This is a genomic window from Streptomyces sp. DI166, from assembly GCF_900091315.1.
Classification (GTDB): domain Bacteria; phylum Actinomycetota; class Actinomycetes; order Streptomycetales; family Streptomycetaceae; genus Streptomyces; species Streptomyces fuscus.
In genome coordinates this window covers 83,532-105,551 of sequence record NZ_FLSP01000013.1, presented here as the reverse complement: position 1 = coordinate 105,551, position 22,020 = coordinate 83,532, and the positions used below count along the sequence as shown (strand labels likewise).

Genomic DNA, 22,020 nt, shown 5'->3' with positions numbered 1-22,020 from the left:
GGGGCGGTTGGGGTTGCTCGGTCACGTCCGGTCACCTCAGCGCGTCGAGCCTGCGCCGGGCCGGTCCGAGGGCACGGCCGCGGGCCGGCGCTCCGGCCCACGGGTCGCTGCGGGCCTGGTCGGCGGCGTCGTTGATCGTCCACCGGCGGGCGTGCAGGCCGGGGTCGTCCAGGGCGCTCCACTCGACGGGCACGGCGACGGGGGCGCCGGGCTTCGCGCGTACGGCGAAGGGGGCAACCGCCGTCTGCGCGTAGGCGTTTCGCTGGACGTCGAGATAGAGCCGGTCGCCGCGTTCCTTCTTGCGGGCGGCGGTGGTCAGCCGGTCCGGGTGGGCGGCGGCGAGCGTGTCGGCGGTGTCACGGGCGAACTGCCGTACCTCGTCGAAGTCGTGACGGCCGTTCAGCGGCACCACGACGTGCAGGCCGCGCGAGCCGGTCGTCATCAGGGCGGTGGGCAGGCCGAGTTCGTCCAGCAGTCCGCCGAGCAGCCGGGCCGCCTCACGGACCGGCTCGAAGTCGTCCCCGGCCGGGTCCAGGTCGAAGACCATCCGGTCGGGACGGTCGAGGCTCCCGGTCCGCGACAGCCAGCGGTGCGGGGTGACGGCGGCCTGGTCGGCGAGGAGGACGAGCGTGGCGGTGTCGTCGCAGACGGTGTGGCACACCGTGCCGCCCTCCTTGGCCACCTCGACCCGGCGGACCCAGTCCGGGTAGCTCTCCGGTGTGTTCTTCTGCATGAACCGGGGCCCGTCGAGCCCGTCCGGGTGCCGTTCCAGCATCAGCGGACGGCCCCGCAGGTGCGGCAGCATGAACCGGGCGACGGACCGGTAGTAGTCGGCCAGGTCGCCCTTGGTGTACTCCGCGGCGCCGTCGCCCGCGGGGAAGAGCACCTTGCCGGGCCGGTGGACCTCGACCGTGCGCCGCCCGGCACGCACCCTGCGCACGTCGTCGTCGCTCACGGCACGATCGCCTCCGCCACCAGCAGCCGGGCGGCCACCGCGATCGACTCCGCGTCGATGCCGGCGGCGTGGAGCTGTTCGTCGGGCGAGGCGGAGCCGGGCATGGTGCGCACCGCGAGCCGTACCAGCCGGGGCACCGGGCGCCCGTCGGTGAACGCGTCCAGGACGGCGTCGCCGAGGCCGCCCTCCTCGCGGTGGTCCTCCACGGTGATCAGACAGCCGGTCTCCTCGGCGGCCCGGCGCAGGGCGGTCCGGTCGACGGGTTTGACCGAGTACAGGTCGATCACCCGCGCCGCGATGCCCTCGCGCTCCAGCAGTTCGGCGGCGTCCAGGGCCTCGTGCACGGTGACCCCGGCGGCGACCAGGGTCAGCCGGTCGGCCCCGGAGGAGCGCAGCACCTTGCTGCCGCCGACCGGGAACTCCTCGTCGGGCGGGTAGAGCACCGGGGTCTTGCCGCGCGAGGTGCGCAGATAGCGGATGCCGTCCAGGCCGGCCATGGTGGCGACGAGCCGGGCGGTCTGGTTGGCGTCGCACGGGTACAGCACGGTCGAGCCGTGCACCGCGCGCATCATCGCCAGATCCTCCAGACCCATCTGCGAGGGCCCGTCCTGGCCGATGGCGACGCCCGCGTGCGAGCCGACGAGGTTGATCCCGGAGCCGCTGATCGAGGCCATCCGCACGAAGTCGTGGGCGCGGGTGAGGAAGGCCGCGAAGGTGGCGGCGTACGGCACCCAGCCGCGGCTGGCGAGACCCACCGCGGCGGCGACCATCTGCTGCTCGGCGATGTAGCACTCGAAGTAGCGGTCGGGGTGTTCCTTGGCGAAGAGTTCCGCGCGGGTGGAGTCGCCGACCTCGCCGTCCAGGGCGACCACGTCGCCGCGTCCGGTGCCGAGTGCGGTGAGCGCCTTGCCGTAGGCGTCCCGGGTGGGTACCTCCTCGCCGAGGTCCCAGGCGGGCAGTTCGTAGTCGCCGGTGCGTACGGCGTGCAGCATGCGGACGTCGGGCGGTTCCTGGAGCCGGATCCGGTGGTCGCGGCGCCCGCCGAGTTCGGCGACGGCTTCGTCGGCGTCCTTCAGCGGCTTGCCGTGCAGTCCCTCGCGGTCCTCGACGGACGCGACGCCCTTGCCCTTGAGGGTGCGGGCCAGGATCACGGTGGGCTGTCCCTTGGTGGAGCGGGCCTCGGCGCAGGCGCGGTCGATCGCGTCGACGTCGTGCCCGTCGACCTCGACGGTGTGCCAGCCGAAGGCGGCGAAACGCCGGGCGTAGGCGTCCAGGTCGTGGCCGTGCCGGGTGGGTCCGCGCTGGCCGAGCCGGTTGACGTCGACGATCGCGGTGAGGTTGTCCAGATGCTCGTACGCCGCCTGCTCGGCCGCCTCCCACACCGAGCCCTCGGCCAGCTCGCTGTCCCCGCACAGCACCCACACCCGGTAGCCGGTGCGGTCCAGACGCGCGCCGGCGAGCGCGATGCCGACGCCGACCGGCAGTCCCTGCCCGAGCGATCCGGTGGCCGTCTCGACCCAGGGCAGCCGCCGGGGTGTGGGGTGCCCTTCGAGGGCGCTGCCCAGGGCGCGGAAGGTGAGCAGTTCGGCGTCGTCGATCAGTCCGGCCGCCTTGAACGCGGCGTACATCAGCGGCGAGGCGTGTCCCTTGGACAGCACGAAGCGGTCGTTGCCGGGGTGGGCGGGGCGGTCCGGGTCGTAGTGGAAGTGGTGGGCGAGCAGGACGGCCATCAGGTCGGCTGCGGACATGGAGGAGGTGGGGTGCCCGGATCCGGCGGCGGCGGAGGCGCGCACGCTGTCCACCCGCAACTGCTGTCCCAGGTCGACGAGTTCGGCGGTGTTCATGAGTCTCCTTCCGCGGACGTGCCGGAGTCCGCCGCGGACGGCAGATCCTGCTGCCGGACGGGTCCGGGCGGTTCGGTGCGGCCGGGGCCAACGGGCTGGTTCTTGGCGGGCTCACCGCCGGGCTGGTTCTTCGCGGGCTCGCCACCGGGCTGGTTCTTCGCGGGCTCGCCACCGGGCTGGTTCCTCGCAGGCTCGCCACCGGGCTGGTTCCTCGCAGGCTCGCCGCCCGCCTGATTCCTCGCAGGCTCCCCGCCGGGCTGGCTCTTCGCAGGCTCGTGCATGGGTTCCTCCACGTGCTTGTCCGGTCGGCCCGGAACCCGCGCCAGCTCCGGTGACGCCGTGTCCAGCGGCACCGACCAGGACCGCACGAGGCCCAACTGGACCGCCTGGCGCGGCAGTACGGCGTCCAGGAGCCAGTCGGCGGCGACCCGGACGCGGTTGCCCGGCATGGCGGCGAGGTGGTAGCCGCGGGTGACCGCGCCCGCGGCGACCCCGGACAGCGGGATGCCGAGCGGGTTGGCGGCGGCCTTCACTCCGCCGAGGTCGACGACGAAGCCGAGGTCGCGGTGGCGGTACGGGCGGCTCTCCCCGATGCCGAGCGAGGCCGCCACGTTGCGCGCGGCGGTGCTGCCCTGCCGCCAGGCGTGCTGCGCGGTCATCGGGGTGTACCCGCCCGGGTTCTCCAGATCCGGTACGGCCGCGGCGTCACCGCAGGCGAACAGCTCGGGACGGCCCGGCACGCTCAGGTACGGATCGACCAGGAGCCGTCCGCGTTCCAGCGGCAGCCCGAGCGACTCGGCGAGCGGGTCGGGCCGTACGCCCACGCACCACACCAGGGTGCGGGTGTCGACGAACTCGCCGTCGCTCAGCAGTACTCCGCCCGGCGTGGCCTCCTTCACGGAGGTGCCGGTGCGGACGTCTACGCCGCGTTCGCGCAGCACCTTGCCGGCGGTGCGGGAGAGCCGTCGGTCCAGTTCGGGCAGTACCCGGTCGGCGATGTCCAGCAGCAGCCAGCGCGGCCGCATGCCGCTGCGCAGGGGGTGCCTGCGCACCTGGGCGTCGGTGAAGAGCTGCCCCTGTGCGGCGACCTCGGTGCCGGTGTATCCGGCGCCCACGACCACGAACGTGCAGCGTGCCGCGCAGCTCTTCGGGTCGTCCTCGGCGGCCGCCAGCTCCACCTGCCGGGTGACGTGGTCGCGCAGGTACAGGGCCTCGGGCAGGCCGCGGAAGCCGTGCGCGTGCTCGGCGACGCCGGGGACCGGCAGCAGCTTGTTGACGCTGCCGGCGGCCAGTACCAGCCGGTCGTAGGCCAGAGTGCCGGGGTCGCCCTCGGGGCCCTCGTAGTGCACGGTGCGTGCGTCGAGGTCGATGCCGTCCGCCTCGCCGAGCACCAGCCGTACGCGCGGCAGCGTGCCGGAGAGGGAGACGGTCACCCGGCGTGGTTCCAGGATGCCCGCGGCCACCTGGGGCAGCAGGGGCAGGTACAGGAAGTAGTCGGTCGGGTTGAGCAGGGTGATCTCGGCACGGCCGCGGGTGAGCCGGGACAGCGCGCGGGCCGTCCGGTACCCGGCGAACCCGGCTCCGACGATCACGATGCGGGGTCGACTCACAATGGGGGCCTCCGGCCTCTCGACAGCTCGTCCGTCGCGTACCTGGGAGCCTTCCGCGTCCCCCGCGCCGGGGCGGCCAAACGTGCGACGGGGCGGCGCGGTTTCCCCCGCCGCCACCGGGTACCCGGACGGCTGCCCCGTCCCGCCGCCCCCGGCGGCAGTCCCGGAGGAGTCCCCCATGCCCCAGTACGGCTACTTCCTGTCGTGCGAGGAGTTCCGGCCGGCCGAACTCGTCGAACAGGCGAGGATGGCGGAACAGGCCGGTTTCCGGTCGCTGTGGATCTCGGACCACTACCACCCGTGGAACGACGCGCAGGGCGAGAGCCCCTTCGTGTGGTCGGTGATCGGCGCGCTGTCGGAGGCGGTGTCACTGCCCGTGGAGACGGCCGTGACCTGCCCGACGGTACGGATCCACCCGGCGGTGGTCGCGCAGGCGGCGGCCACCACGGCGGTGATGACGGGCGGACGGTTCCGGCTCGGCGTGGGCACCGGTGAGGCGCTGAACGAGCACATCCTCGGCCATGTGTGGCCCCCCGCGCAGCAGCGCCTGGAGATGCTGGAGGAGGCGGTCCTGGTGATGCGCCGCCTGTTCACGGGCGAGGAGGTCACGCACTACGGCACCCACTACCGGGTGGAGAACGCCCGCCTGTACACGGTCCCCGACGAGCCCGTCCCGATCGACATCTCCGGCTTCGGCCCGGCGGCGACGGCGCTGGCGGCCCGGGTGGGCGACGGCTACATCACGATGGGGCCGGACGCGGACATGGTCGCCCGCTTCCGCAAGGGCGGCGGCGGTGCGAAGCCGGTGAGCGGCGGACTGAAGGTCTGCTACGGCACCGACCGCGACGAGGCGGTACGTACGGTGCGCCGCCTGTGGTCGAATCAGTTCCTGCCCGGCGAGATGGGCCAGATCCTGCCCTCCCCGCGCCACTTCGAGCAGCTGGCACCGCTGGTCACCGAGCAGGCGGTGAGCGAGAACTCGGTGTGCGGGGACGACCCGGACGAGCACGTGGCGGCGCTGGAGGCCTTCAGCGAGGCCGGCTTCGACCGTGTCTACGTCAGCCAGATCGGTCCCGATCAGCGCGGCTTCTTCGACTTCTACCGCACGAAGGTGCTGCCGCGGGTCCAGTAGGCGGGCGGGACCACCGCGGGACCACCGGGCGCCAGGCCGTGTCCGGCCTACGCCCGGTGGTGCGGCTGCTCGGGGTCGATCTCGTTCGCGGGGGTCGGCGGGACCTCCGGGTCCTCGTCCGGCATCGGCGGGTACGGCGTGCCGAGGCCGCTCGGCGGCGTGGCCGGTGTGTGGGCGGCCGGTGAGCCGGTGTGGGTGGGCCGGGCCGCGCCGCGCAGCAGGTACGCCACGACCCCCAGGAGCGCCGCGGTGATCAGCGCCGCGGCCCAGCCGGGCAGGGCGACGGCCAGGGCCAGGCCCACGGCGAGGGCAAGGGCCGCGCCCGCGTAGAGGGCGACGGTGCCGGAGGCGGCGTAGAGCATCGCCCTGCGGCGCTGCCTGCGGGTCTGCTCGCGCAGTTCCTCGCGGATCGTCTCGCGCGCCACCTGCGCGAGTTCGTCGGCCAGATGCTTGTCCAGGTGTTCGAGGTGATCCAAGCGCTTCATGGCCGCCGGGTACCCACCGCACCGGACCCCTAACGGGGAGCCACCCCGTGGAGATCACGCGAATCGATCTCCACCCCGGCCACGGCCCAACTAGGCTCCCTCCCATGGAGATTCTGGGAGCCACGCTGCGTGTCTGCGTCGACGACCTGGAGGCCGCGGTCCCCTTCTACGAGCGCCTGGCGGGCGGCCGCGCCCTGCGCTTCGAGCGCGGCGGCGTGCAGGTGGCCGCGGTCGGCTGCTTCCTGCTGATGAGCGGCCCCGCGGAGGAGCTGGAGGTGCTGCGCAAGGTCGCCGCCACGATCGCCGTGAAGAACGTCGAGGAGGCCCGTGACGTGCTCGTGGAGCTGGGCGCCCGGGTGATCGCGGGCCCGGTGCCGACCCCGGCGGGCCGGAACCTGATCGCGATGCACCCGGACGGCGCGGTGTACGAGTACGTGGACCGTCAGACCTGAGACACCCCGCCCCGCACCGTCTCCGCGGTGAGCGCCCAGCGCTGGTGGTCCCGCCAGGCCCCGTCGATGTGGAGCATGGCCGGGGAGAAGCCCTCCAGCCGGAATCCGCAGGCGCGGGCCAGGGCGATGGAGGCGGTGTTGCCGGGCTGCACGTTGATCTCCAGCCGGTGCAGCCCCAGCGCGCCGAAGGCATGCCGTACGACGAGTCCCAGCGCTTCCCGCATCAGTCCGCGTCCGGCCGCGTGCGCGAAGGCGCCGTAGCCGAGGGCGCCGGACTGGAAGGCGCCGCGGACGATGTTGTTGATGTTGACGAAGCCGGCGACGGCGTCCTCGGCGGCCTTCTCGCAGACCAGGAACCCCGCCCTGGCCGGGTCCTCGATCAGCGTCCGCGCGTAGGCGGCGTAGTCCGCCTCGTTGTCGGGCGGGAAGAGCCACGGCCGGTGCAGGTCCTTGCTCTCCCGGGCCCGGGCGGTGAACTCGGCGGCGTCGTCGAGCCGGAAGGGCCGTATGCCCACGCGTGGGCCCTCGGCGAGAAAGCGGGGTGCGATGTGCGGCATCCCGCCAGGGTACGGCCGTCCGCTACTTGCGCCGCCGCATGAAGTACGCCCCGAAGAGGGCGCCGATGACACCCATGCCGAGCAGCGCCGTCCACAGCGGCATCGTCACCACGGGGATCAGCAGGCGGATCTCGGTCTTCTGGGTGTTCTCGAAGATGAAGATCAGGGCCAGGACGGCCAGCACCAGCACGGCGATGCGGCCGGGGGTGAGGGCCGGGTTCCGAGTGCCGCCCTTCCGGCCGGTCCCGGTGCCTGTCTCGGTGGTCTTCGGGCTCATACCCCCAGGGTGCGCCCGATGCCCTCGTCACGCATGGTGAGGCCGGTCCGGCGGGTCAGCGCAGGGCGGGCTCGTCCAGGGTCAGGGTGCCCGCGTCGGCGTCCAGTGCCGCGGCCACGCCGAAGGGGATCGTCAGGGCGTCCGGGCAGTGCCCGAAGCCGAACTCCTCCACCACCGGCACCCCGAGCCCGGCGAGCCGGTCCAGGAGCAGGGGGCGCAGCACCTCGTAGGGCTCGCAGTCCGCCCAGGAGCCGAGCAGCAGCCCTTGCACGCCGTCGAACCAGCCCGCGCGCAGGAGCTGGGTGAGGTACCGGTCGATGCGGTAGGTGTCCTCGCCCACGTCCTCCAGGCACAGCAGTCCCCCGCGCGCGGACGGGCGGGCGTGCGGGGTGCCGACCTCGGCGGCGAGCAGGGCCAGGCAGCCGCCGAGGGTGACCCCGCGGGCCCGGCCGGGGACGACCGTGCGGCCGCGGGAGGCGATCCGGAGGACCGTCTCCGGGGCGAACAGGGTGGCCCTCAGGTGCTCCTGGGCGACGGTGCTCTTGACGAAGTCGGCGCCCGCCGCCATCGGCCCGTGCAGGGTCGCCAGGCCCAGGCGCCGGGCGAACGCCTCGTGCAGCACGGTGAGGTCGGAGAACCCGACGAACACCTTGGGTCCGGCGGCGCGCATGGCCTCCCAGTCGAGCAGTTCGACCATGCGCTGGGCGCCGTAGCCGCCGCGGGCGCACAGCACGGCGTCGACGGACGGGTCGCACCAGGCGTTCTGCAGGTCGGCGGCCCGGTCGGCGTCGGTCCCGGCGAGGTAGCCGAACTCGGGGTGGCGGTCGAGCACGTGCGGTGCCACCACCGGGTCGAGGTCCCAGCCGCGCAGGATGTCGAGCCCGGCCTGGAGCCGTTCCTCGGGCACGGGCCCGCTGGTCGCGACGACGGCGACGCGGGCGCCGGGGGCGAGGCGGTGCGGGCGCAGCAGGGGCTGGTTCACTTGGCGAGCTCCAGGGTCGGGATGCCGGGCGGGTCGATGCCGAAGACCTGAGCGTAGAGGGACAGCTCGGCCTCCAGGGCACGCACCATGGTCTCGGCCCGCCGGAAGCCGTGGCCCTCGCCCTCGAAGGCGATGTAGGCGTGCGGCACCCGGCGGCCCGCCATCCGGGCCAGGAACCGCTCGCACTGGGCGGGCGGGCAGATCACGTCGTCCAGTCCCTGGAGCAGCAGGAACGGCGCGGTGATCCGCTCGGCGTGCTCGCTCGGCGAGCGCTCGGCGTACCGTCCGGGCACCTCCGCGCGCGGTCCGACCAGGCTCTCCAGGTACTGGGACTCGAAGTCGTGGGTCTCCCCGTCGGCCCAGGCGGCGAGGTCGAGGATGGGGTAGATGATCGTGCCGCAGGCGTAGACGTCGGTGCTCGCCAGGGAGGCCGCCGCGGTCCAGCCGCCCGCACTGCCGCCGCGCACGGCGAGCCGGTCCCGGTCGGCGGTGCCCTCGTCGGCGAGGGCCAGCGCGACGGCCGCGCAGTCCTCGACGTCGACGACGCCCCACTGCTCGCGCAGCCGCTCGCGGTAGGCGCGGCCGTATCCGGTGGAGCCGCCGTAGTTGACCTCGGCGACGCCGATGCCGCGCGAGGTGAAGTAGGCGATCTCCAGGTCCAGTACGAGCGGTGCCCGCCCGGTGGGTCCGCCGTGCGCCCAGACGACGTACGGGGCGGGCCGTCCGCTCGGGTCGATACAGCCGGGGTTGTGCGGCGGGTAGACGTGCGCGTGGATCTCCCGTCCGGCCGGTCCGGTGAAGGTGCGGATCTGCGGTTCGGGGTAGTAGGAGGGGTCCACGGGGTCCTGGTGCTCGGCGCCGATCACGCGGGCCCGTCCGGTGCGGGTGTCCAGTTCGACGACCTCGTGGGCGCTGCGCGGGCTGGCCCCGACGGAGACGACCCGTTCGCCGAGCACGGCGAGGGTGGGCGAGAACTCGGTCCAGGGTCCGGCCGCGTCGACGACCTCGCCGGTCTCGGGGTCCAGGATGCCGAGCGCGGTGGCGCCGCGGCCGTGCACGACGGCGATCAGTCCGCTCTCCAGCGGGGCGAACCAGCGGTGGCCGAGCTTCCACAGCGGCCCGCCGAACTCCTCCTCGCGCGGGCACAGGGGCCGCCCGTCGCGGTAGAGGTTCCACCAGCCGCTGCGGTCGCTCGTGTACAGCAGGGAGCCGTCCGGGGCCCAGTCGGCCTGCGCGATCGACTCCTCGGGCCCGCCCGACACGGTGCGCGCGCCGGTCAGCCGCTCGCCGACCTCGGCGACGATCAGTTCGGTGCCGTCCCACGGCATCCGCGGATGGTCCCAGGCCAGCCAGGCCGCCCGCCGCCCGTCCGGCGACAGGCGCGGCCCGGTGACGAACCGGTGCGCGTCGTCGGTGAGTTCGCGCACGGCCGCCCGGTCCCCGGCGGCCGATCCGTCCAGCGGTACGGCGGCCAGGACGCGCCGCACATCGGTGGGCCCCTCCCCGGTGAACTCCTCCAGGACGCACCACACTTCGCCCCGGTCGAGCAGGATCTGCGGTTCGACCCAGCGCAGTCCGCCGCCGACCTCGGACACAGGGGTGAGCGGGACCGGTTCGCCGCCGGGCGCGTATCGGTAGAGCCGCTGGTCGGCGAAGTGCGCGAACACCACCAGCGGTTCGCCGTCCACCACGGCTCCGGCCCAGGGCTGTCCGCCGTACTCGATGACCCGGCTGCGCACGTTCCACGGCGGCGGGAGCACGGACTCCTGGGTGCCGTCGGCGCGGCGGCGGACGAGGGCGCGGCGGCCGCCCTCGGCGGGGCGCGGCTCGGTCCACCAGACCTCGTCGCCGACGAAGCCGGCGTACTCGGGGTGCCCGTCGTGCGCGGCGGCCAGGGACGCGCCGATGGGCGAGGGCCAGGAACCGTAGGGCAAGGTGTGCACGTTCTCCCCCAACTCGCCTACGCCGTCCGCAGGAAGCGGTCCAGCACCCGGACGCCGAAGTGCAGGGCCTCGACGGGGACGCGTTCGTCGACGCCGTGGAAGAGGGCCTGGTAGTCGAAGCCCTCGGGGAGCTTCAGCGGCGCGAACCCGTACCCGGTGATGCCGAGCCGGGAGAACTGCTTGGCGTCGGTGCCGCCGGACATGCAGTACGGCACGACATGCCCTTCGGGCGCGAACTCCTGCACGGCCGCCCGCATCTTCGCGAACGTCGGCGCGTCCACGGGTGCCTGGAGGGCCACTTCGCGGTGGTGGTACTCCCAGTCCACGTCGTCGCCGGTGAGTGCGTCGAGGGTGGCGCGGAACTCCTCCTCGCCGCCCGGCAGGTAGCGTCCGTCGACGTGGGCGACGGCCGTGCCGGGGATGACGTTCACCTTGTAACCGGCGTCCAGCATGGTCGGGTTGGCGCTGTTGCGGATGGTCGCCTCGACCAGGGAGGCGGCCGGTCCGAGCTTCTTCAGCAGCCCGTCCACGTCGTCCAGGTCGGGTGCGATGCCGTAGACGGCGGCGAGTTCGGTGAGGGCGGCGCGCACGGTCGGGGTGAGCCGGAGCGGCCACTGGTGCTCGCCGATGCGGGCGACGGCGGCGGCGAGGCGGGTGACCGCGTTGTCCCGGTTGACCTTGGAGCCGTGCCCGGCCCGGCCGCGCGCGGTGAGCTTCAGCCAGCCGGTGCCCCGCTCGCCCGCGGCGATGGGGTACAGCTCGCGTCCGCTGCCGTCGTGGAAGGTGAACGCGCCGGACTCGCTGACGCCCTCGGTGCAGCCCTCGAACAGCTCCGGGTGCCGGTCGGCGAGAAAGCCCGAACCGTCCTCGGCGCTGGCCTCCTCGTCGGCGGTGAACGCGATCACGATGTCGCGCCGGGGCCGCACGCCCTCGCGGGCCCAGAATCGGGCGACGGCGAGGATCATCGCGTCCATGTTCTTCATGTCGACGGCGCCGCGCCCCCACACGACCCCGTCCCGGATCTCCCCGGAGAAGGGGTGCACGCTCCAGTCGTCGGCCTCGGCGGGCACCACGTCCAGATGACCGTGCAGCAGCAGCGCGTCCGCGCCCGGGTCGCTGCCCTCGATGCGGGCGACGACGTTGGTGCGGCCCTTGGTGCGCTCCAGCAGGGTCGGCTCGATCCCGGCCTCGGCGAGCCGGGCGGCCGCGTACTCGGCGGCGGGCCGCTCCTGGCAGTCGCCGCCGCCCCGGTTGGTGGTGTCGAAGCGGATGAGGTCGGACGTGAACGTCACGACCTCCTCCAGTGCCTGCCGGTCAGCCATACTGCTCCTCCACCGCGGCCGAGACGATCGTGGTGACCGCCTTGAAGGTCCGGATCCCCTCGTACATGGTCGGGCTGGTGTACGCCACCTTGCGCTCCCCGATCCGCTCCACGCCGGGGACGACGGTCGCGGCCATCGACAGGTGCTCGGCGTCGAACTCCACGGCGACGGTGAAGGGGCCGCCCAGTACGGGTTCGTGCCGGACGGCCAGGGACGCGCCTTCCTTGGCGGCGGCGCGGATGTCGGAGAAGGTCCGGCTGGGGGTGCGGCAGATCGCGGCGTACCGCGAGACATGGTCCTTCACGGCGACCTTGGGTGCCTCGGGCGCGTAGCCGAGCGCGTCCTCGCAGGCCACGTCGTCGCCGGTGACCAGGACGACGGGAACCCCGTACTCCGCCACGACATGGGCGTTGAGCAGCCCCTCGCTGGCGCGTACGTCGTTGACCCAGACGCCGGTGATGGAGTTGGCGAGGTAGGTGTGGGCGAGGACGCCCTCCGCGCCGGCGCCCGCGTGGTAGCCGACGAAGGCGATGCCGTCGACGTCGCCGTGCTGGACGCCCTCGACCATGGACAGCGCCTTGTGCCGGCCGGTGAGCATCTCGGCGCGCTCGTCGAGCTTCTCCAGCAGCAGGTTGCGCATGGTCCAGTGTGCCTCGTTGATCAGGACCTCGTCGGCGCCCCCGTCGAAGAACCCCAGGACGGCGGCGTTGACGTCCGAGGTGAACATCGAGCGGCAGCGCTCCCACTGCGGGGTGCCCGGCAGCACGTCGGCCGGCCAGGTCACGCCGGTGGCGCCCTCCATGTCGGCGCTGATGAGGATCTTCATGACCCGCCACGTTACGCGCGTCGGGCGGGCCCGGCCAGGAAGTCGGGTCAGGTCTTGTGCAGCCGGTCCACCAGGATGTCTATGACCAGCGGGGTGCGCGGGCCGTAGCCGAGCAGGACGCCGTCCTCCAGGTCGACGACCCTGCGGTTCATACCGGCCGGAGTCTGGGCGATTCCGGGGATCTGCACCAGCCCGTCGATACCGCCCACGGACTCCAGGCCCTTGGTCATCATCAGGATCACATCGGGCCGCGCCCGCACCAGTGCCTCGCTGGTGATGGGGGTGAAGGGCCGGTCGAACCCGGCCTCCTTGCCCGCGTCGACGGCGCCCGCGGCCTCCACGAGCGAGTCGGCGCCCGAGCCCCTGCCGCCGATCAGATAGACGGCCGCGCTGCCGCGCAGATAGAGGAAGGCGACCCGGGGCCTGCTGCCCTCGGGCACGGCGGCGCGGGCGGCGGCCAGTTCCTCGCTCATCCGGGCGTTCAGCGCCCTGCCCGCCGCCGGGACACCGAGGGCCTCGGCGATCCGGGTGGTCCTGGTGGTGACATCGGCCAGTTCCGTGGCCGGATCGAGCACGACCACGGGCACCCCGGCGTCCCGGATCTGCTCGATGGCCTCGCGGGGCCCGGTGTCGGTGTCGGCGAGCACCACGGTGGGCCGCAGCGACAGCACGCTCTCGGCGCTGACGTCGTGCGCCTTGGTGACCTGCGGCAGGTTCTCGGCCTCGGCGAAGGTGGCGGTGATGTCCCGGCCGACGGCCCGGTCGCCGAGGCCCAGGGTGAAGACGATCTCGGCGACCCCGCCGTTGAGCGGAAGGATGCGGGAGGCGTCCTCCACGGTCACCTCGCGCCCGTCGGAGGAGTCGACGGTGACGGGCAGCTTCGGGGTGGGAGGCTTTCCCTCCAGGGGCAGGAGGGTGTTCTTCGCCAATTGCCGTTCGGCCGCCGCGGCCCGCTCACTCGCGGCTGCGGGCGCGGTGCCGGACGAGCCGGACACCGAAGTCCCGCCCCCGCAGGCGCCGGTGAGCAGCGTCAGGGCGAGCACCAAGGGCGGCCCCAGTCGGCGTGCTCTTCCGGTCAATGTCATCGCTGTCCCCTTCGAGCCCTGGATGCACGGCAGTTGAGCCGTAACTTAGGTTAGGTTTACCTTATTATCTCGTGGTGGGGGTGTGCTGTGACATCACCAAGTGGCGTACGTGGCAAGCTGGTTGGCGCTACGGCCGTACTGGCGGCCTCGGTCGCCCTTCTTCCCCTGACGGCCTCCGCGTGGGCCGCGGGCGGCTCGGCGAGCGGTCCCGAGGGCCAGAAACTCACCGTGTCCAAGTCCTCCGGCCTGGACCCGGCGGGCGAGACGGTGACCGTCACCGGCTCCGGCTACAACACCGAGAAGGGCATCTACGTCGCCTTCTGCGTGGACAACGGCGCGGGGAAGACACCGACCCCCTGTGTGGGCGGCGTCGACATGTCCGGGGAGTCCGGCGCGTCGGCATGGGTCTCGTCCAACCCGCCGTCCTACGGCGAGGGCCTGGCCGAGCCGTACGAAGGCAGCGGGCACCAGGGCTCGTTCAGCGTGCGGATCAAGGTGCGCGCGAAGGACGCCACCACCGACTGCACCAAGTCCGGCGTGACATGCGCGGTGATCACCCGCAACGACCACACCCGCGGCGGGGACCAGAGCCAGACGGTCCGGATACCGGTGTCGTTCGGCAGTGACAGCGGCGATGACTCCAGTACGCCGCCGAAGACCACCCCCTCCGCATCGGCTCCGGCAAGCACGGGCGACGACTCCGGAGCCAAGCGCGACGAGGAGGAGCCGAAGGGCCCGCTGGCCAGCACCGGTTCCGTCGCACTGCCGGTCGGGCTCACCGCGGCGGCCCTGGTCGGCGCGGGCGCCTGGACCTGGCTGTGGGCACGCAGGCGCCGGGCCCGGGCGAGCTGACGCCCGCTCAACCCCGTAATCCCTAGGAGACTTGACGATGACCAAGCGACCCGGCGCCGTCGCGGTGACCGGCGGCGCGCTGCTGGCCCTGCTGGGGCAGGGCACCGCGGCGGCCCAGGACACGGAGGTGTCCGGCGGCTACGTCAGCTGGGCCCTGGACTCCGCGGAACTGGCCCTGGACGGTGCGCCCCGCCCCGCCTGGCTGCCCGCGACAACCGGCACGGCAGACCCCGAAACCGGCGCCCTGGACCTGGAGTTGGGCGGCACGACGCGCCTCTCCCCCTCGGTCGGGACGCTCCCGCCGCTGCCCCTGGCGGACCTGCGCCTGCGCCTGGACGGCGGCTCGGGCGCACTGCGCACCCGTACGGCCCTGGACGGCGAGGCGCGCGAACTCGCCCTGGCCGACGTGGCGCCCGGCGACACCGTTGTCCGAAGCGGCGGAGTGACCTGGACGGGCCTGACGGCCTCCCTCACCGAGGAGGGCGCGGAGCTGCTGTCGCAATGGAGCGGACGGGAGTTCGAACCGGGCGCTTCACTCGGCCGGATGGACGTGACGGTGGGGACCGGCGCCGGCACCGGCACCGGCACACCCGAGCCGCCGAAGGCGGATCCGGCGCCAGCCCCTTCCACCTCGGCGCCAGCGGCGAAAGCGCCGCCGCAAGCCGCCGTGAATTCGCCCGAGTTGACCGCCGGCACCACCCAGACAGTCACCGGCACGGGCTTCGACCCCGGCGAGGTGCTGCTGGTCGCGATCGACCAGGACACCCGGTACCAGGTGACCGCCGACGAACAGGGCCACGTCTCACGCGAGTTCCCGGTGTACGCGACCGCCGTCGAGGGCGCGCACACCGTGGAGCTGTACGGCGTCTCGGGTGAGCGCCGGGCCGACGCGGGCTTCGTGGTGCGGAAACCGTAATGCGGGCAGTCGAGGAGCGGGCCGCACAGCCCGCCCTTCGGCATGCCCAAATGCCTGGGAAAGAAAGGCAGCTGTGGCCCCTCAGCCTCCATTGACAAGCCCCACCTCTATCAACTTAGGTTTGCCTTACCTAAGTTCGATCACTCGGACTTTCCGTTTCCCGAGAAGGGGTCTCTCCCGATGAGAGTCGTTCGCACCGCCACCCGCGCGGGCATCGCCGTCACCGCCTCCGCCGCCCTCACCTTGGGTCTGGCCACCTCGGCCTCCGCCGCCACCTCGACCCGCACCGTCACCGACGGCGGCACCACCTACAACCTCTCGGTGACCGCCCCCGACACCGCGTCGGCGGCCGGTCAGGTCATCAACGTCACCGGCTCCGGCTTCAACCCCGGCCAGGGCATCTACGTCGGCCTGTGCGTGGTCGACGGCGCGCCCGGCGCCTCCAAGCCCACGCCGTGCCTGGGCGGCCAGGACGAGAGCGGCTCCACCGGCGCCTCGCACTGGGTGAACAACACCTTCGGCGGACTGTTCGCCAACAGCTCCAAGTTCGGCAGCGGCGGCACCTTCGACGTGAACATCTACGTCAAGGCCACCCTCGACGACGGCAGCGTCTGCGGCGAGGACGTCGAGTGCGCGGTCGTCACCCGCGCCGACCACTTCGACAGCAACGACCGCAAGTACGACGTGCACGTCCCGATCACCTTCCAGTAACCCCGGCGGGCCGGGCCCTCCCCGTCCCGAGGGCCCGGCCGCAGCCCCGTCCCGGGGTGCCGGGCGCACCCGACAAGTGAGGAACTCCGATGCAGCTCAGACGCCCGGCGGCACTCGTCGGCGCCGCCGCGCTGGTGGCCGCGTCCGCCGCCGCCGGCCCGGCCGCGCAGGCCGCCGACACCCCGCGGACCGCGCTCGGCAAGGACGGGCAGAAACTCACCCTCTCCGCCTCCGCGAACCTCGACCCCGACGGCGAGACCCTGCGCGTCACCGGCTCCGGCTACGACGACACCAAGGGCATCTACGTCGCTGTCTGCAAGGACAACGGCGACAACCGCGTCCCCACCCCCTGCCTGGGCGGCGCCGACCAGAGCGGGGGCAGCGGGGCCTCCCGGTGGATCATTCCGCGGGACGCCTCGGACGAGGGCGCGGGCGGTGTGGCCGAACGCTGGGGCGAGGGCGGCACCTTCGACGTCGAGTTGGATGTCAGGGCGAAGGACAGCGGCCTCGACTGCTACGAGGTGGCCTGCGCGGTCGTCACCCGCGTCGACCACAACGCCGCCGGCGACCGCTCCCAGGACGTCCGCATCCCGATCACCTTCGAGGGCCAGGACCCGGGCGGCGGGGACGGCGGCGACGGCGTGGACGTCCCGCCCGGCACGGTCAGCTATGTCAGGGCCGCCGAGTTCACCACCGCGGGCCGCCCCCTGGACCTGCTGCTGCACCCCGACTCCGGGAAGCTGTACGTCGGATCGGAGAACATCCCCGACACCGCCGACGCGGCCGAGCAGGGCCTGTACGCCCTGGACGCCGGGGACGGGAAGCTGCTCGGCCACATCGCCCAGGCACCCGGCGCGAACGGCGCGATGGCGGCCCGGGTGGTCCGGCGGATCATCGCCCCGCTCCCCGGTGACGGCGTCCTCTTCCACTACCCGCTGCGCGGCATCGGCACCGCCAAGGACGGGGACACCGCGGCGCAGGGGCTGTGGTTCAACGGCGCCACCTTCACCGGCGTCGGCCAGGACTCCGACGCCTCCACCGTGCTGATCGCGGCGGGCGGCGAGCTGCGGCGCGTCGACCTGGCGGACGGCGCGGTGAAGGCGACCGTCGCGCTGGAGGGCGGCACCGAGATCGGCGTGGACGCGGCGCGCGACGCGGCCTGGTCCGCCGGCACCGCCGAGGGCAGGCCGGTGCTGCGCCGCGTGGACACCAAGGGCTTCCGGGTGACCGCCACCGCCGGACTCCCCGATGATGTCCTCACCTTCGTCGAGCCGGACCCCGCGACCGGCAACGTCTGGGTGGGCAGCGGCAGTTCGGTACTCGTGTTCGACCCGGACGGCAAGCAGCTCGCCACCCTCACCGGCACCGACCGGTCCATGGCGGTGGCCTTCGACAAGGCCACCGGACGGGCCTTCGTGCTGCGCGAGGACCTCTCCGACGGCAGCACGGACAACACCGGCTCCCTGGAGATCCTCGACAGCACGGGCTTCGGGCCCGCCGCCTCCCCCGTCCCGCTCCCCGGCAGCGTCCGTACCGGCACCTACGCGGGCGTCGCGGTCACCCCGGGCGCCACGTCCGTCTACCTCACCCACTCCGCCGAGAGCAAGGTCGTCAAGTACGACCTGCGCATGTCGCCGAGGGTCACCCAGTCCCCCACGGACCAGTCCGTCGACGCCGGGGACACCGTCACCCTCGTCGCGGCGGCCGAGGGCACCCCGGATCCGGCCGTGCGCTGGCAGGTCAGCCCGGACGGCGGCCAGACCTGGACGCCGGTGGAGGGGACCGACAAGAACGCGTACTCCTTCACCGCGAAGGCGGCGCAGGACGGCTACCGGTACCGCGCCGAGTTCCGCAACTCGGTCGGTACGACGCGTACTTCGCCGATCACGCTCACGGTCAAGGAGAGCGACGGCGGCGGTGGGGACGAGGGAGGGGAGACACCCCAGAAGCCCTCCGGCACCAAGACCGTCACCGGTCCCGAGGGCCAGAGGCTCACCGTCACCCCGGTCAACCACCTCGCCACCGAGAACCAGCGCCTGAAGGTCACCGGTTCCGGCTACGACGTCGACAAGGGCGTCTACGTCGCCCTCTGCGTCGACAACGGCGCCGGCGAACTGCCCACGCCCTGCATCGGCGGTGTCGACATGAGCGGCGCCTCCCACTCCTCCGCGTGGATCTCCTCCAACCCGCCCGACTACGGCGAGGATCTGGCGGTGCCGTACGGCGCGGGCGGCACCTTCGAGGTGGAGCTGACCGTGGACGCCAAGGACGCGTACACGGACTGCTTCAAGGCGACGTGTGTCCTGGCCACCCGCGCCGACCACACCCTCTCCGGCGACCGCACCCAGGACGTGAAGGTGCCGGTGAGCTTCACCGGCCAGGACCCGGTGGACACCGACGACGGCGACGGCGGGACCACCGGCGGCGGCACGTCCGGGGGAGGCGCGTCCGGGGGAGGCGCGTCCGGGGGAGGCGCGTCCGGGGGAGGCTCCGGCGGTTCCTCCGGCGGTGGAAGCACCGGCACCACCGGCTCCACGGGTGCCTCCCCCACCGGCGGCAGCCTGGCCTCCACCGGCATCGCCGTCGGCACCGTCGCCGCGCTCGCGGCGGCGCTGACGGCGACCGGCTGGCTGGCCTACCGCCGCGGCCGTACCGCGAGTTAGGCCCGGCCCAGCACGAGCCATCTGGACGGCAGCTCGATGCGGCTGCCGTCCGGTTTGTGCTCCGTGGTGGTGAGTGTCTGCTCGCCGGAGGCCAGCACGGACAGCCCGGCCGCGCGTACGTACTCCAGCACCGCGTCGTCGGCGACCTCGCCGGGGGCGATGCCGTGCCGGAAGACGGGGGCGAGCTTCGGCGGCGGGCCGGACGGACTCTGGGCGAGGCCCATCAGGACGGGCTTGGCCGCCTCGGCCAGCTCGACCAGGAAGGCCCGCCCCTGCGCGCCGAGGAGCACGGCGATGCCGTCCACCAGCGCCTGCCGGGCCTCGGGCTCCGCCTGGTGCAGGACGCCGCGCATGTAGACGTTGCAGTCGCCGAGTTCGGCGTGCAGGGTCTGCGCCTCGTCCTTGTCGCCCGCGTCCAGCACCCGGTACGTGGCGAGCCCCGCGGGGTCGGAGCGGCGGGCGTGCTCGATCGCGGCGACGGACAGATCGGCGCCCACGACATGCGGGAACCGACCGGCCAGGAAGCGGGTCTGGGTACCGTTGCCGCAGCCCAGGTCGACCAGGGGCAGCGTCGGCACCGTCACATGCGGCTCGAACAGGGCCAGATGCGGTGCGACGGTGACGGCCGGCTCCGCGTCCCAGAACACCTCCCCCTCTTCCTCGGGCGCCTCCCGCCAGAAGCCCTCCCAGGCCTCCCGGTACCGACTCGTCACGCTCATGCCCAACTCCCCAGGGTGCGACGGACAGTTCCCGCCACGAAGTGACGGGCCAGTACGGTCTATCGCGCCCCGGGCACCGCTACAAGAACGTGTCGCAATCCTTCACGCCGCTTTCGATCCGAGCACCTCCGGCTCACCCGACCGGCGGCGGCCGTTCACCGTCGCGGGAGCGTCAGTTCGAACCAGACGGTCTTGCCGACACTCGTACGGCTGGTGCCCCACTCCCGGGCCAGTGTGCTCACCAGGCGCAGGCCACGGCCGAACTCGTCGTGCGGACCGGCGTTCAGCAGCGTCGGCAGCTCGTGGTCGTCGTCCTCCACCTCGCACAGCAGGGTGTCGCCGCGCACCAGGCGCAGTTCCACGGGGCGCCCCTCGGAGTGCTGCAGTGCGTTGGTGACCAGCTCGCTGACCAGCAGCTCGGCCACGTCCACGAGCCGCGCGAGGCCCCAGTCGTGCAGCTGTTCGCGGACCACCGCGCGGGCCCGGCCGACCTGGACGGGGTCGCGGGCGATCCGCCACTCGGCGACGTCCTCCGCATCGATGCCGTTGAGCCGGGTCATCAGCAGCGCCACGTCGTCCTTGCGGCCGCCGCGGGTGTTGAGGGCGCGGATGATCGTGTCGCAGGCGTCGTCCATGGACGCGGCCGGGTGGGCGGCGGACTCGCACAGGGTCGCCAGGCCCACGCCGATGTCCTCGCCGCGCACCTCGACCAGACCGTCGGTGCACATCACCAGCCGGTCGCCCGGTTCCACCCGGACCCGCACCGACTCGAAGGGCACCCCGCCAACTCCTATGGGCGCGCCGGTCGGCAGGTCGAGCAGTTCGCTGCGCCCGTCCTCCGCGCGCACCAGGACGGGCGGAATGTGGCCCGCGTTGGCGAGGTGCAGTTCGCTCGCGATCGGGTCGTAGACGGCGTAGAGGCAGGTGGCGAGGTAGGTCTCGCCGAGGCGCTGGGCGAGGTCGTCGAGGTTGCGCAGGAGCTGGGCGGGCGGCAGGTCGAGGGCGGCCATGGTCTGCACGGCGGTGCGCAACTGCCCCATCATCGCGGCGGAGTTCAGGCCGTGGCCCATGACGTCGCCGACAACGAGGGCGGTACGGGCGCCGGGGAGCTTGACGGAGTCGAACCAGTCGCCGCCGACCCGGCCGAGGAGGGTGCCCGGGAGGTAGCGGGTGGCGATGTCGCAGCCCGGCATGCGTGCCGGGATGTGCGGCAGCATGCTGTCCTGGAGGGTCTCGGCGACGGACTCCTGGTAGGTGTACATCCGGGCGTTGTCGAGCACCAGGCCCGCGCGGGCGGCGAGTTCGGCGCCGGTGACCCGGTCCATGTCGTTGAAGACGGGCCGCTCGGGGTGGCGCAGCAGGATCATGAAGCCGAGCACCACATTGCGGGCCTTGAGCGGGACCACCAGCATGGAGCGGTTGGTGATCAGCGGCCGGATGTCGCGCTTCTCGAACTGGGAGGCGATGGCGTGGCCCATCTCCTCGCTGATCCGCGGCACCAGCACCGGCTCGCCGGTGGTCATGCACTGGAAGAAAGGGGTGTGGGCGGGGAACGGCATGGCCTCGCCGACGGGCACGACGTCGTCCCAGCGGCCGGGTTCGTCGGTGTGCTCGACCGCGACCCGGTGCCACATGGTGGTCGTGTCGGGCACGCCTTCGGGGAACCCCTCGCCCGCGACGACCTGTTCGCGCAGATAGGTCCCGGCGACGTCGGTGAAGCGGGGTACGACGGCCTTGCTGACCTCGACGATGGTCTGCGCGAGGTCGAGGGAGGTACCGATGCGGCCGCTGACCTCGTTGAGGAACTCCAGGCGTTCGCGGACCGCCGCGTACTCCAGGTCCTCGCTCTCCTCGGCCGTCTCCTCCGGCACGGGCAGTCCGAGGGCGGCGGCGCGGGCGGCGCGCTCCCGGCGGGCCCTGCGCTCGGCCCGGCGCGGCACACCCCAGTCGGGGGTGACGGGCACCCGGTCGTTCTGGCTGAACTCCAGGATGGGATAGCCCAGTTCGAGAATCTGGGCGACGATGCGGCTGCTCTCGCCCACGCTCATGCTGGGCAGGATCTCGGGCAGCCGGGCGGCCAGTTCCTCGGCGCCGGGGAAGTCGGTGTGCAGGGCGAACCCGGGCGCGATGCGCTCGAATCCGGTGCCGGAGTCGGCAGCGTCGTCATCGTCCTGGTGCTGCAGTCCGTGGGCGTCGGCGGCGAGGACCAGCAGCCGTTCGGAACCGGGGCCGACGAGCGGGTAGGCCCACCACAGGACGTCGGAGCGGTTGTCGTCGGGGACGGTGAGGCGGGCGCGGCCCGCCGCGGGGTAGTTGAGCCGACCGTCGAGGGAGGACTCCAGGTCCGGGCCGAGCCCGTCGTAGTCCGCGTACGAGCCGTACGACGTGGCGTCGACCGGTTCGGGCAGGGCTCCGGAGACGGGCAGCAGATCGGCGGCCGGGCGGCCGATCGCCTCCTCCTTGGCGACGCCGAACAGCCGCCGCGCGCCCGCGCTCCAGTGGGACACCAGGCCCTCGCGGTCCACGACCACAACGGCGAGCGGGACGCGGCCGCTCGCGGCGTGTTCCGTCACGCCGGTCCCAGCTCCGAGGCTGGGAGGTGTGTCCCGCTCGGTGCCACGGTCCATGGCCAAGACCTCACTCCCCACGGCTTGGCAAGATCTGCGCCGCCTACACCACCGTACGGCGA

At 73.1% G+C, this 22,020-nt stretch carries 19 protein-coding genes; 6 read left to right on the top strand and 13 right to left on the bottom strand.

The features are described from left to right. Positions 1–31 precede the first annotated feature (31 nt). The 3 genes from ligD to GA0115233_RS09405 are packed head-to-tail and all read right to left on the bottom strand — an operon-like array spanning position 32 to position 4,409. Positions 32–955, bottom strand: a complete 924-nt coding sequence (gene ligD, locus GA0115233_RS09415) for a non-homologous end-joining DNA ligase (RefSeq protein WP_176711695.1) — start codon at positions 953–955, stop codon at positions 32–34. Then, positions 952–2,799 (bottom strand): transketolase, encoded by a 1,848-nt coding sequence (locus GA0115233_RS09410; RefSeq protein WP_093719674.1) that lies wholly within the window; start codon positions 2,797–2,799, stop codon positions 952–954. Before GA0115233_RS09410 ends, ligD begins: the two co-directional genes overlap by 4 nt. Continuing rightward, on the bottom strand, positions 2,796–4,409 hold the full coding sequence (locus GA0115233_RS09405; protein ID WP_093719673.1) for an NAD(P)/FAD-dependent oxidoreductase: 1,614 nt from the start codon (positions 4,407–4,409) through the stop codon (positions 2,796–2,798). Before GA0115233_RS09405 ends, GA0115233_RS09410 begins: the two co-directional genes overlap by 4 nt. Before the next feature lie 178 nt (positions 4,410–4,587). Between GA0115233_RS09405 and GA0115233_RS09400 the strand changes: the two genes are divergently transcribed. Beyond that, positions 4,588–5,541 carry a TIGR03557 family F420-dependent LLM class oxidoreductase gene (locus tag GA0115233_RS09400; protein ID WP_093719672.1) on the top strand — a complete coding sequence of 318 codons (954 nt, stop codon included), beginning with the start codon at positions 4,588–4,590 and terminating at the stop codon, positions 5,539–5,541. A gap of 47 nt (positions 5,542–5,588) precedes the next feature. Here the strand turns inward: GA0115233_RS09400 and GA0115233_RS09395 are convergent, their stop codons facing one another. After that, positions 5,589–6,026: a phage holin family protein gene (locus GA0115233_RS09395; RefSeq protein WP_093719671.1), complete on the bottom strand. Its 438-nt coding sequence runs from the start codon at positions 6,024–6,026 to the stop codon at positions 5,589–5,591. Between the two features lie 104 nt (positions 6,027–6,130). On the opposite strand from GA0115233_RS09395, the gene GA0115233_RS09390 reads away from it, so the two are divergent. Then, a complete protein-coding gene (locus GA0115233_RS09390) occupies positions 6,131–6,478 on the top strand; it encodes a VOC family protein (protein ID WP_093719670.1) in 348 nt (115 codons plus the stop codon). Here GA0115233_RS09390 and GA0115233_RS09385 read toward each other — a convergent pair. The 7 genes from GA0115233_RS09385 to GA0115233_RS09355 are packed head-to-tail and all read right to left on the bottom strand — an operon-like array spanning position 6,469 to position 13,470. Continuing rightward, positions 6,469–7,035, bottom strand: a complete 567-nt coding sequence (locus GA0115233_RS09385; protein WP_093719669.1) for a GNAT family N-acetyltransferase — start codon at positions 7,033–7,035, stop codon at positions 6,469–6,471. The genes GA0115233_RS09390 and GA0115233_RS09385 overlap by 10 nt on opposite strands. Before the next feature lie 22 nt (positions 7,036–7,057). Next, positions 7,058–7,312 (bottom strand): LapA family protein, encoded by a 255-nt coding sequence (locus GA0115233_RS09380; protein ID WP_093719668.1) that lies wholly within the window; start codon positions 7,310–7,312, stop codon positions 7,058–7,060. A 55-nt stretch (positions 7,313–7,367) separates the two neighbouring features. Further along, the gene (locus GA0115233_RS09375; protein WP_093719667.1) at positions 7,368–8,294 is read right to left on the bottom strand and encodes a S66 peptidase family protein; all 927 of its coding nucleotides are present in this window, start codon (positions 8,292–8,294) and stop codon (positions 7,368–7,370) included. Next, on the bottom strand, positions 8,291–10,237 hold the full coding sequence (locus tag GA0115233_RS09370; protein WP_255310109.1) for a prolyl oligopeptidase family serine peptidase: 1,947 nt from the start codon (positions 10,235–10,237) through the stop codon (positions 8,291–8,293). The genes GA0115233_RS09375 and GA0115233_RS09370 overlap by 4 nt, the downstream gene beginning before the upstream one ends. Positions 10,238–10,254: 17 nt before the next feature. Further along, positions 10,255–11,559: a M20/M25/M40 family metallo-hydrolase gene (locus GA0115233_RS09365; RefSeq protein ID WP_093719665.1), complete on the bottom strand. Its 1,305-nt coding sequence runs from the start codon at positions 11,557–11,559 to the stop codon at positions 10,255–10,257. Beyond that, entirely contained in the window at positions 11,552–12,385 is an 834-nt protein-coding gene (locus GA0115233_RS09360) for a M55 family metallopeptidase (protein ID WP_093719664.1), read from the bottom strand. Before GA0115233_RS09360 ends, GA0115233_RS09365 begins: the two co-directional genes overlap by 8 nt. Positions 12,386–12,432: 47 nt before the next feature. Continuing rightward, complete coding sequence (locus tag GA0115233_RS09355; RefSeq protein WP_093719663.1) at positions 12,433–13,470, bottom strand: heme/hemin ABC transporter substrate-binding protein; 1,038 nt, start codon at positions 13,468–13,470, stop codon at positions 12,433–12,435. An 87-nt stretch (positions 13,471–13,557) separates the two neighbouring features. Between GA0115233_RS09355 and GA0115233_RS09350 the strand changes: the two genes are divergently transcribed. The 4 genes from GA0115233_RS09350 (at position 13,558) to GA0115233_RS09335 (ending at position 18,612) form a co-directional block, all read left to right on the top strand. Next, the gene (locus GA0115233_RS09350) at positions 13,558–14,322 is read left to right on the top strand and encodes a hypothetical protein (protein ID WP_093719662.1); all 765 of its coding nucleotides are present in this window, start codon (positions 13,558–13,560) and stop codon (positions 14,320–14,322) included. Between the two features lie 37 nt (positions 14,323–14,359). Beyond that, positions 14,360–15,238, top strand: coding sequence for an HtaA domain-containing protein (locus GA0115233_RS09345; protein WP_093719661.1), 879 nt, complete (start codon positions 14,360–14,362; stop codon positions 15,236–15,238). 180 nt (positions 15,239–15,418) lie between these two features. Then, positions 15,419–15,949 carry a hypothetical protein gene (locus GA0115233_RS40945; protein ID WP_093719660.1) on the top strand — a complete coding sequence of 177 codons (531 nt, stop codon included), beginning with the start codon at positions 15,419–15,421 and terminating at the stop codon, positions 15,947–15,949. Between the two features lie 89 nt (positions 15,950–16,038). Further along, a complete protein-coding gene (locus GA0115233_RS09335) occupies positions 16,039–18,612 on the top strand; it encodes an immunoglobulin I-set domain protein (protein ID WP_093719659.1) in 2,574 nt (857 codons plus the stop codon). Here GA0115233_RS09335 and GA0115233_RS09330 read toward each other — a convergent pair. Together GA0115233_RS09330 and GA0115233_RS09325 are read right to left on the bottom strand one after the other, a co-directional pair. Next, positions 18,609–19,331 carry a class I SAM-dependent methyltransferase gene (locus tag GA0115233_RS09330; protein WP_093719658.1) on the bottom strand — a complete coding sequence of 241 codons (723 nt, stop codon included), beginning with the start codon at positions 19,329–19,331 and terminating at the stop codon, positions 18,609–18,611. The genes GA0115233_RS09335 and GA0115233_RS09330 overlap by 4 nt on opposite strands. 155 nt (positions 19,332–19,486) lie before the next feature. Continuing rightward, positions 19,487–21,958, bottom strand: coding sequence for an ATP-binding SpoIIE family protein phosphatase (locus tag GA0115233_RS09325; RefSeq protein ID WP_093719657.1), 2,472 nt, complete (start codon positions 21,956–21,958; stop codon positions 19,487–19,489). Positions 21,959–22,020: the final 62 nt, after the last annotated feature.

Coding starts and splice junctions, on each gene's coding strand:
- GA0115233_RS09410 (WP_093719674.1), bottom strand. CDS start 2,799: ATGAACACCGCCGAACTCGTCGACCTGGGACAGCAGTTGCGGGTGGAC.
- GA0115233_RS09400 (WP_093719672.1), top strand. CDS start 4,588: ATGCCCCAGTACGGCTACTTCCTGTCGTGCGAGGAGTTCCGGCCGGCC.
- GA0115233_RS09395 (WP_093719671.1), bottom strand. CDS start 6,026: ATGAAGCGCTTGGATCACCTCGAACACCTGGACAAGCATCTGGCCGAC.
- GA0115233_RS09390 (WP_093719670.1), top strand. CDS start 6,131: ATGGAGATTCTGGGAGCCACGCTGCGTGTCTGCGTCGACGACCTGGAG.
- GA0115233_RS09385 (WP_093719669.1), bottom strand. CDS start 7,035: ATGCCGCACATCGCACCCCGCTTTCTCGCCGAGGGCCCACGCGTGGGC.
- GA0115233_RS09380 (WP_093719668.1), bottom strand. CDS start 7,312: ATGAGCCCGAAGACCACCGAGACAGGCACCGGGACCGGCCGGAAGGGC.
- GA0115233_RS09365 (WP_093719665.1), bottom strand. CDS start 11,559: ATGGCTGACCGGCAGGCACTGGAGGAGGTCGTGACGTTCACGTCCGAC.
- GA0115233_RS09360 (WP_093719664.1), bottom strand. CDS start 12,385: ATGAAGATCCTCATCAGCGCCGACATGGAGGGCGCCACCGGCGTGACC.
- GA0115233_RS09355 (WP_093719663.1), bottom strand. CDS start 13,470: ATGACATTGACCGGAAGAGCACGCCGACTGGGGCCGCCCTTGGTGCTC.
- GA0115233_RS09345 (WP_093719661.1), top strand. CDS start 14,360: ATGACCAAGCGACCCGGCGCCGTCGCGGTGACCGGCGGCGCGCTGCTG.
- GA0115233_RS40945 (WP_093719660.1), top strand. CDS start 15,419: ATGAGAGTCGTTCGCACCGCCACCCGCGCGGGCATCGCCGTCACCGCC.
- GA0115233_RS09335 (WP_093719659.1), top strand. CDS start 16,039: ATGCAGCTCAGACGCCCGGCGGCACTCGTCGGCGCCGCCGCGCTGGTG.
- GA0115233_RS09330 (WP_093719658.1), bottom strand. CDS start 19,331: ATGAGCGTGACGAGTCGGTACCGGGAGGCCTGGGAGGGCTTCTGGCGG.
- GA0115233_RS09325 (WP_093719657.1), bottom strand. CDS start 21,958: ATGGACCGTGGCACCGAGCGGGACACACCTCCCAGCCTCGGAGCTGGG.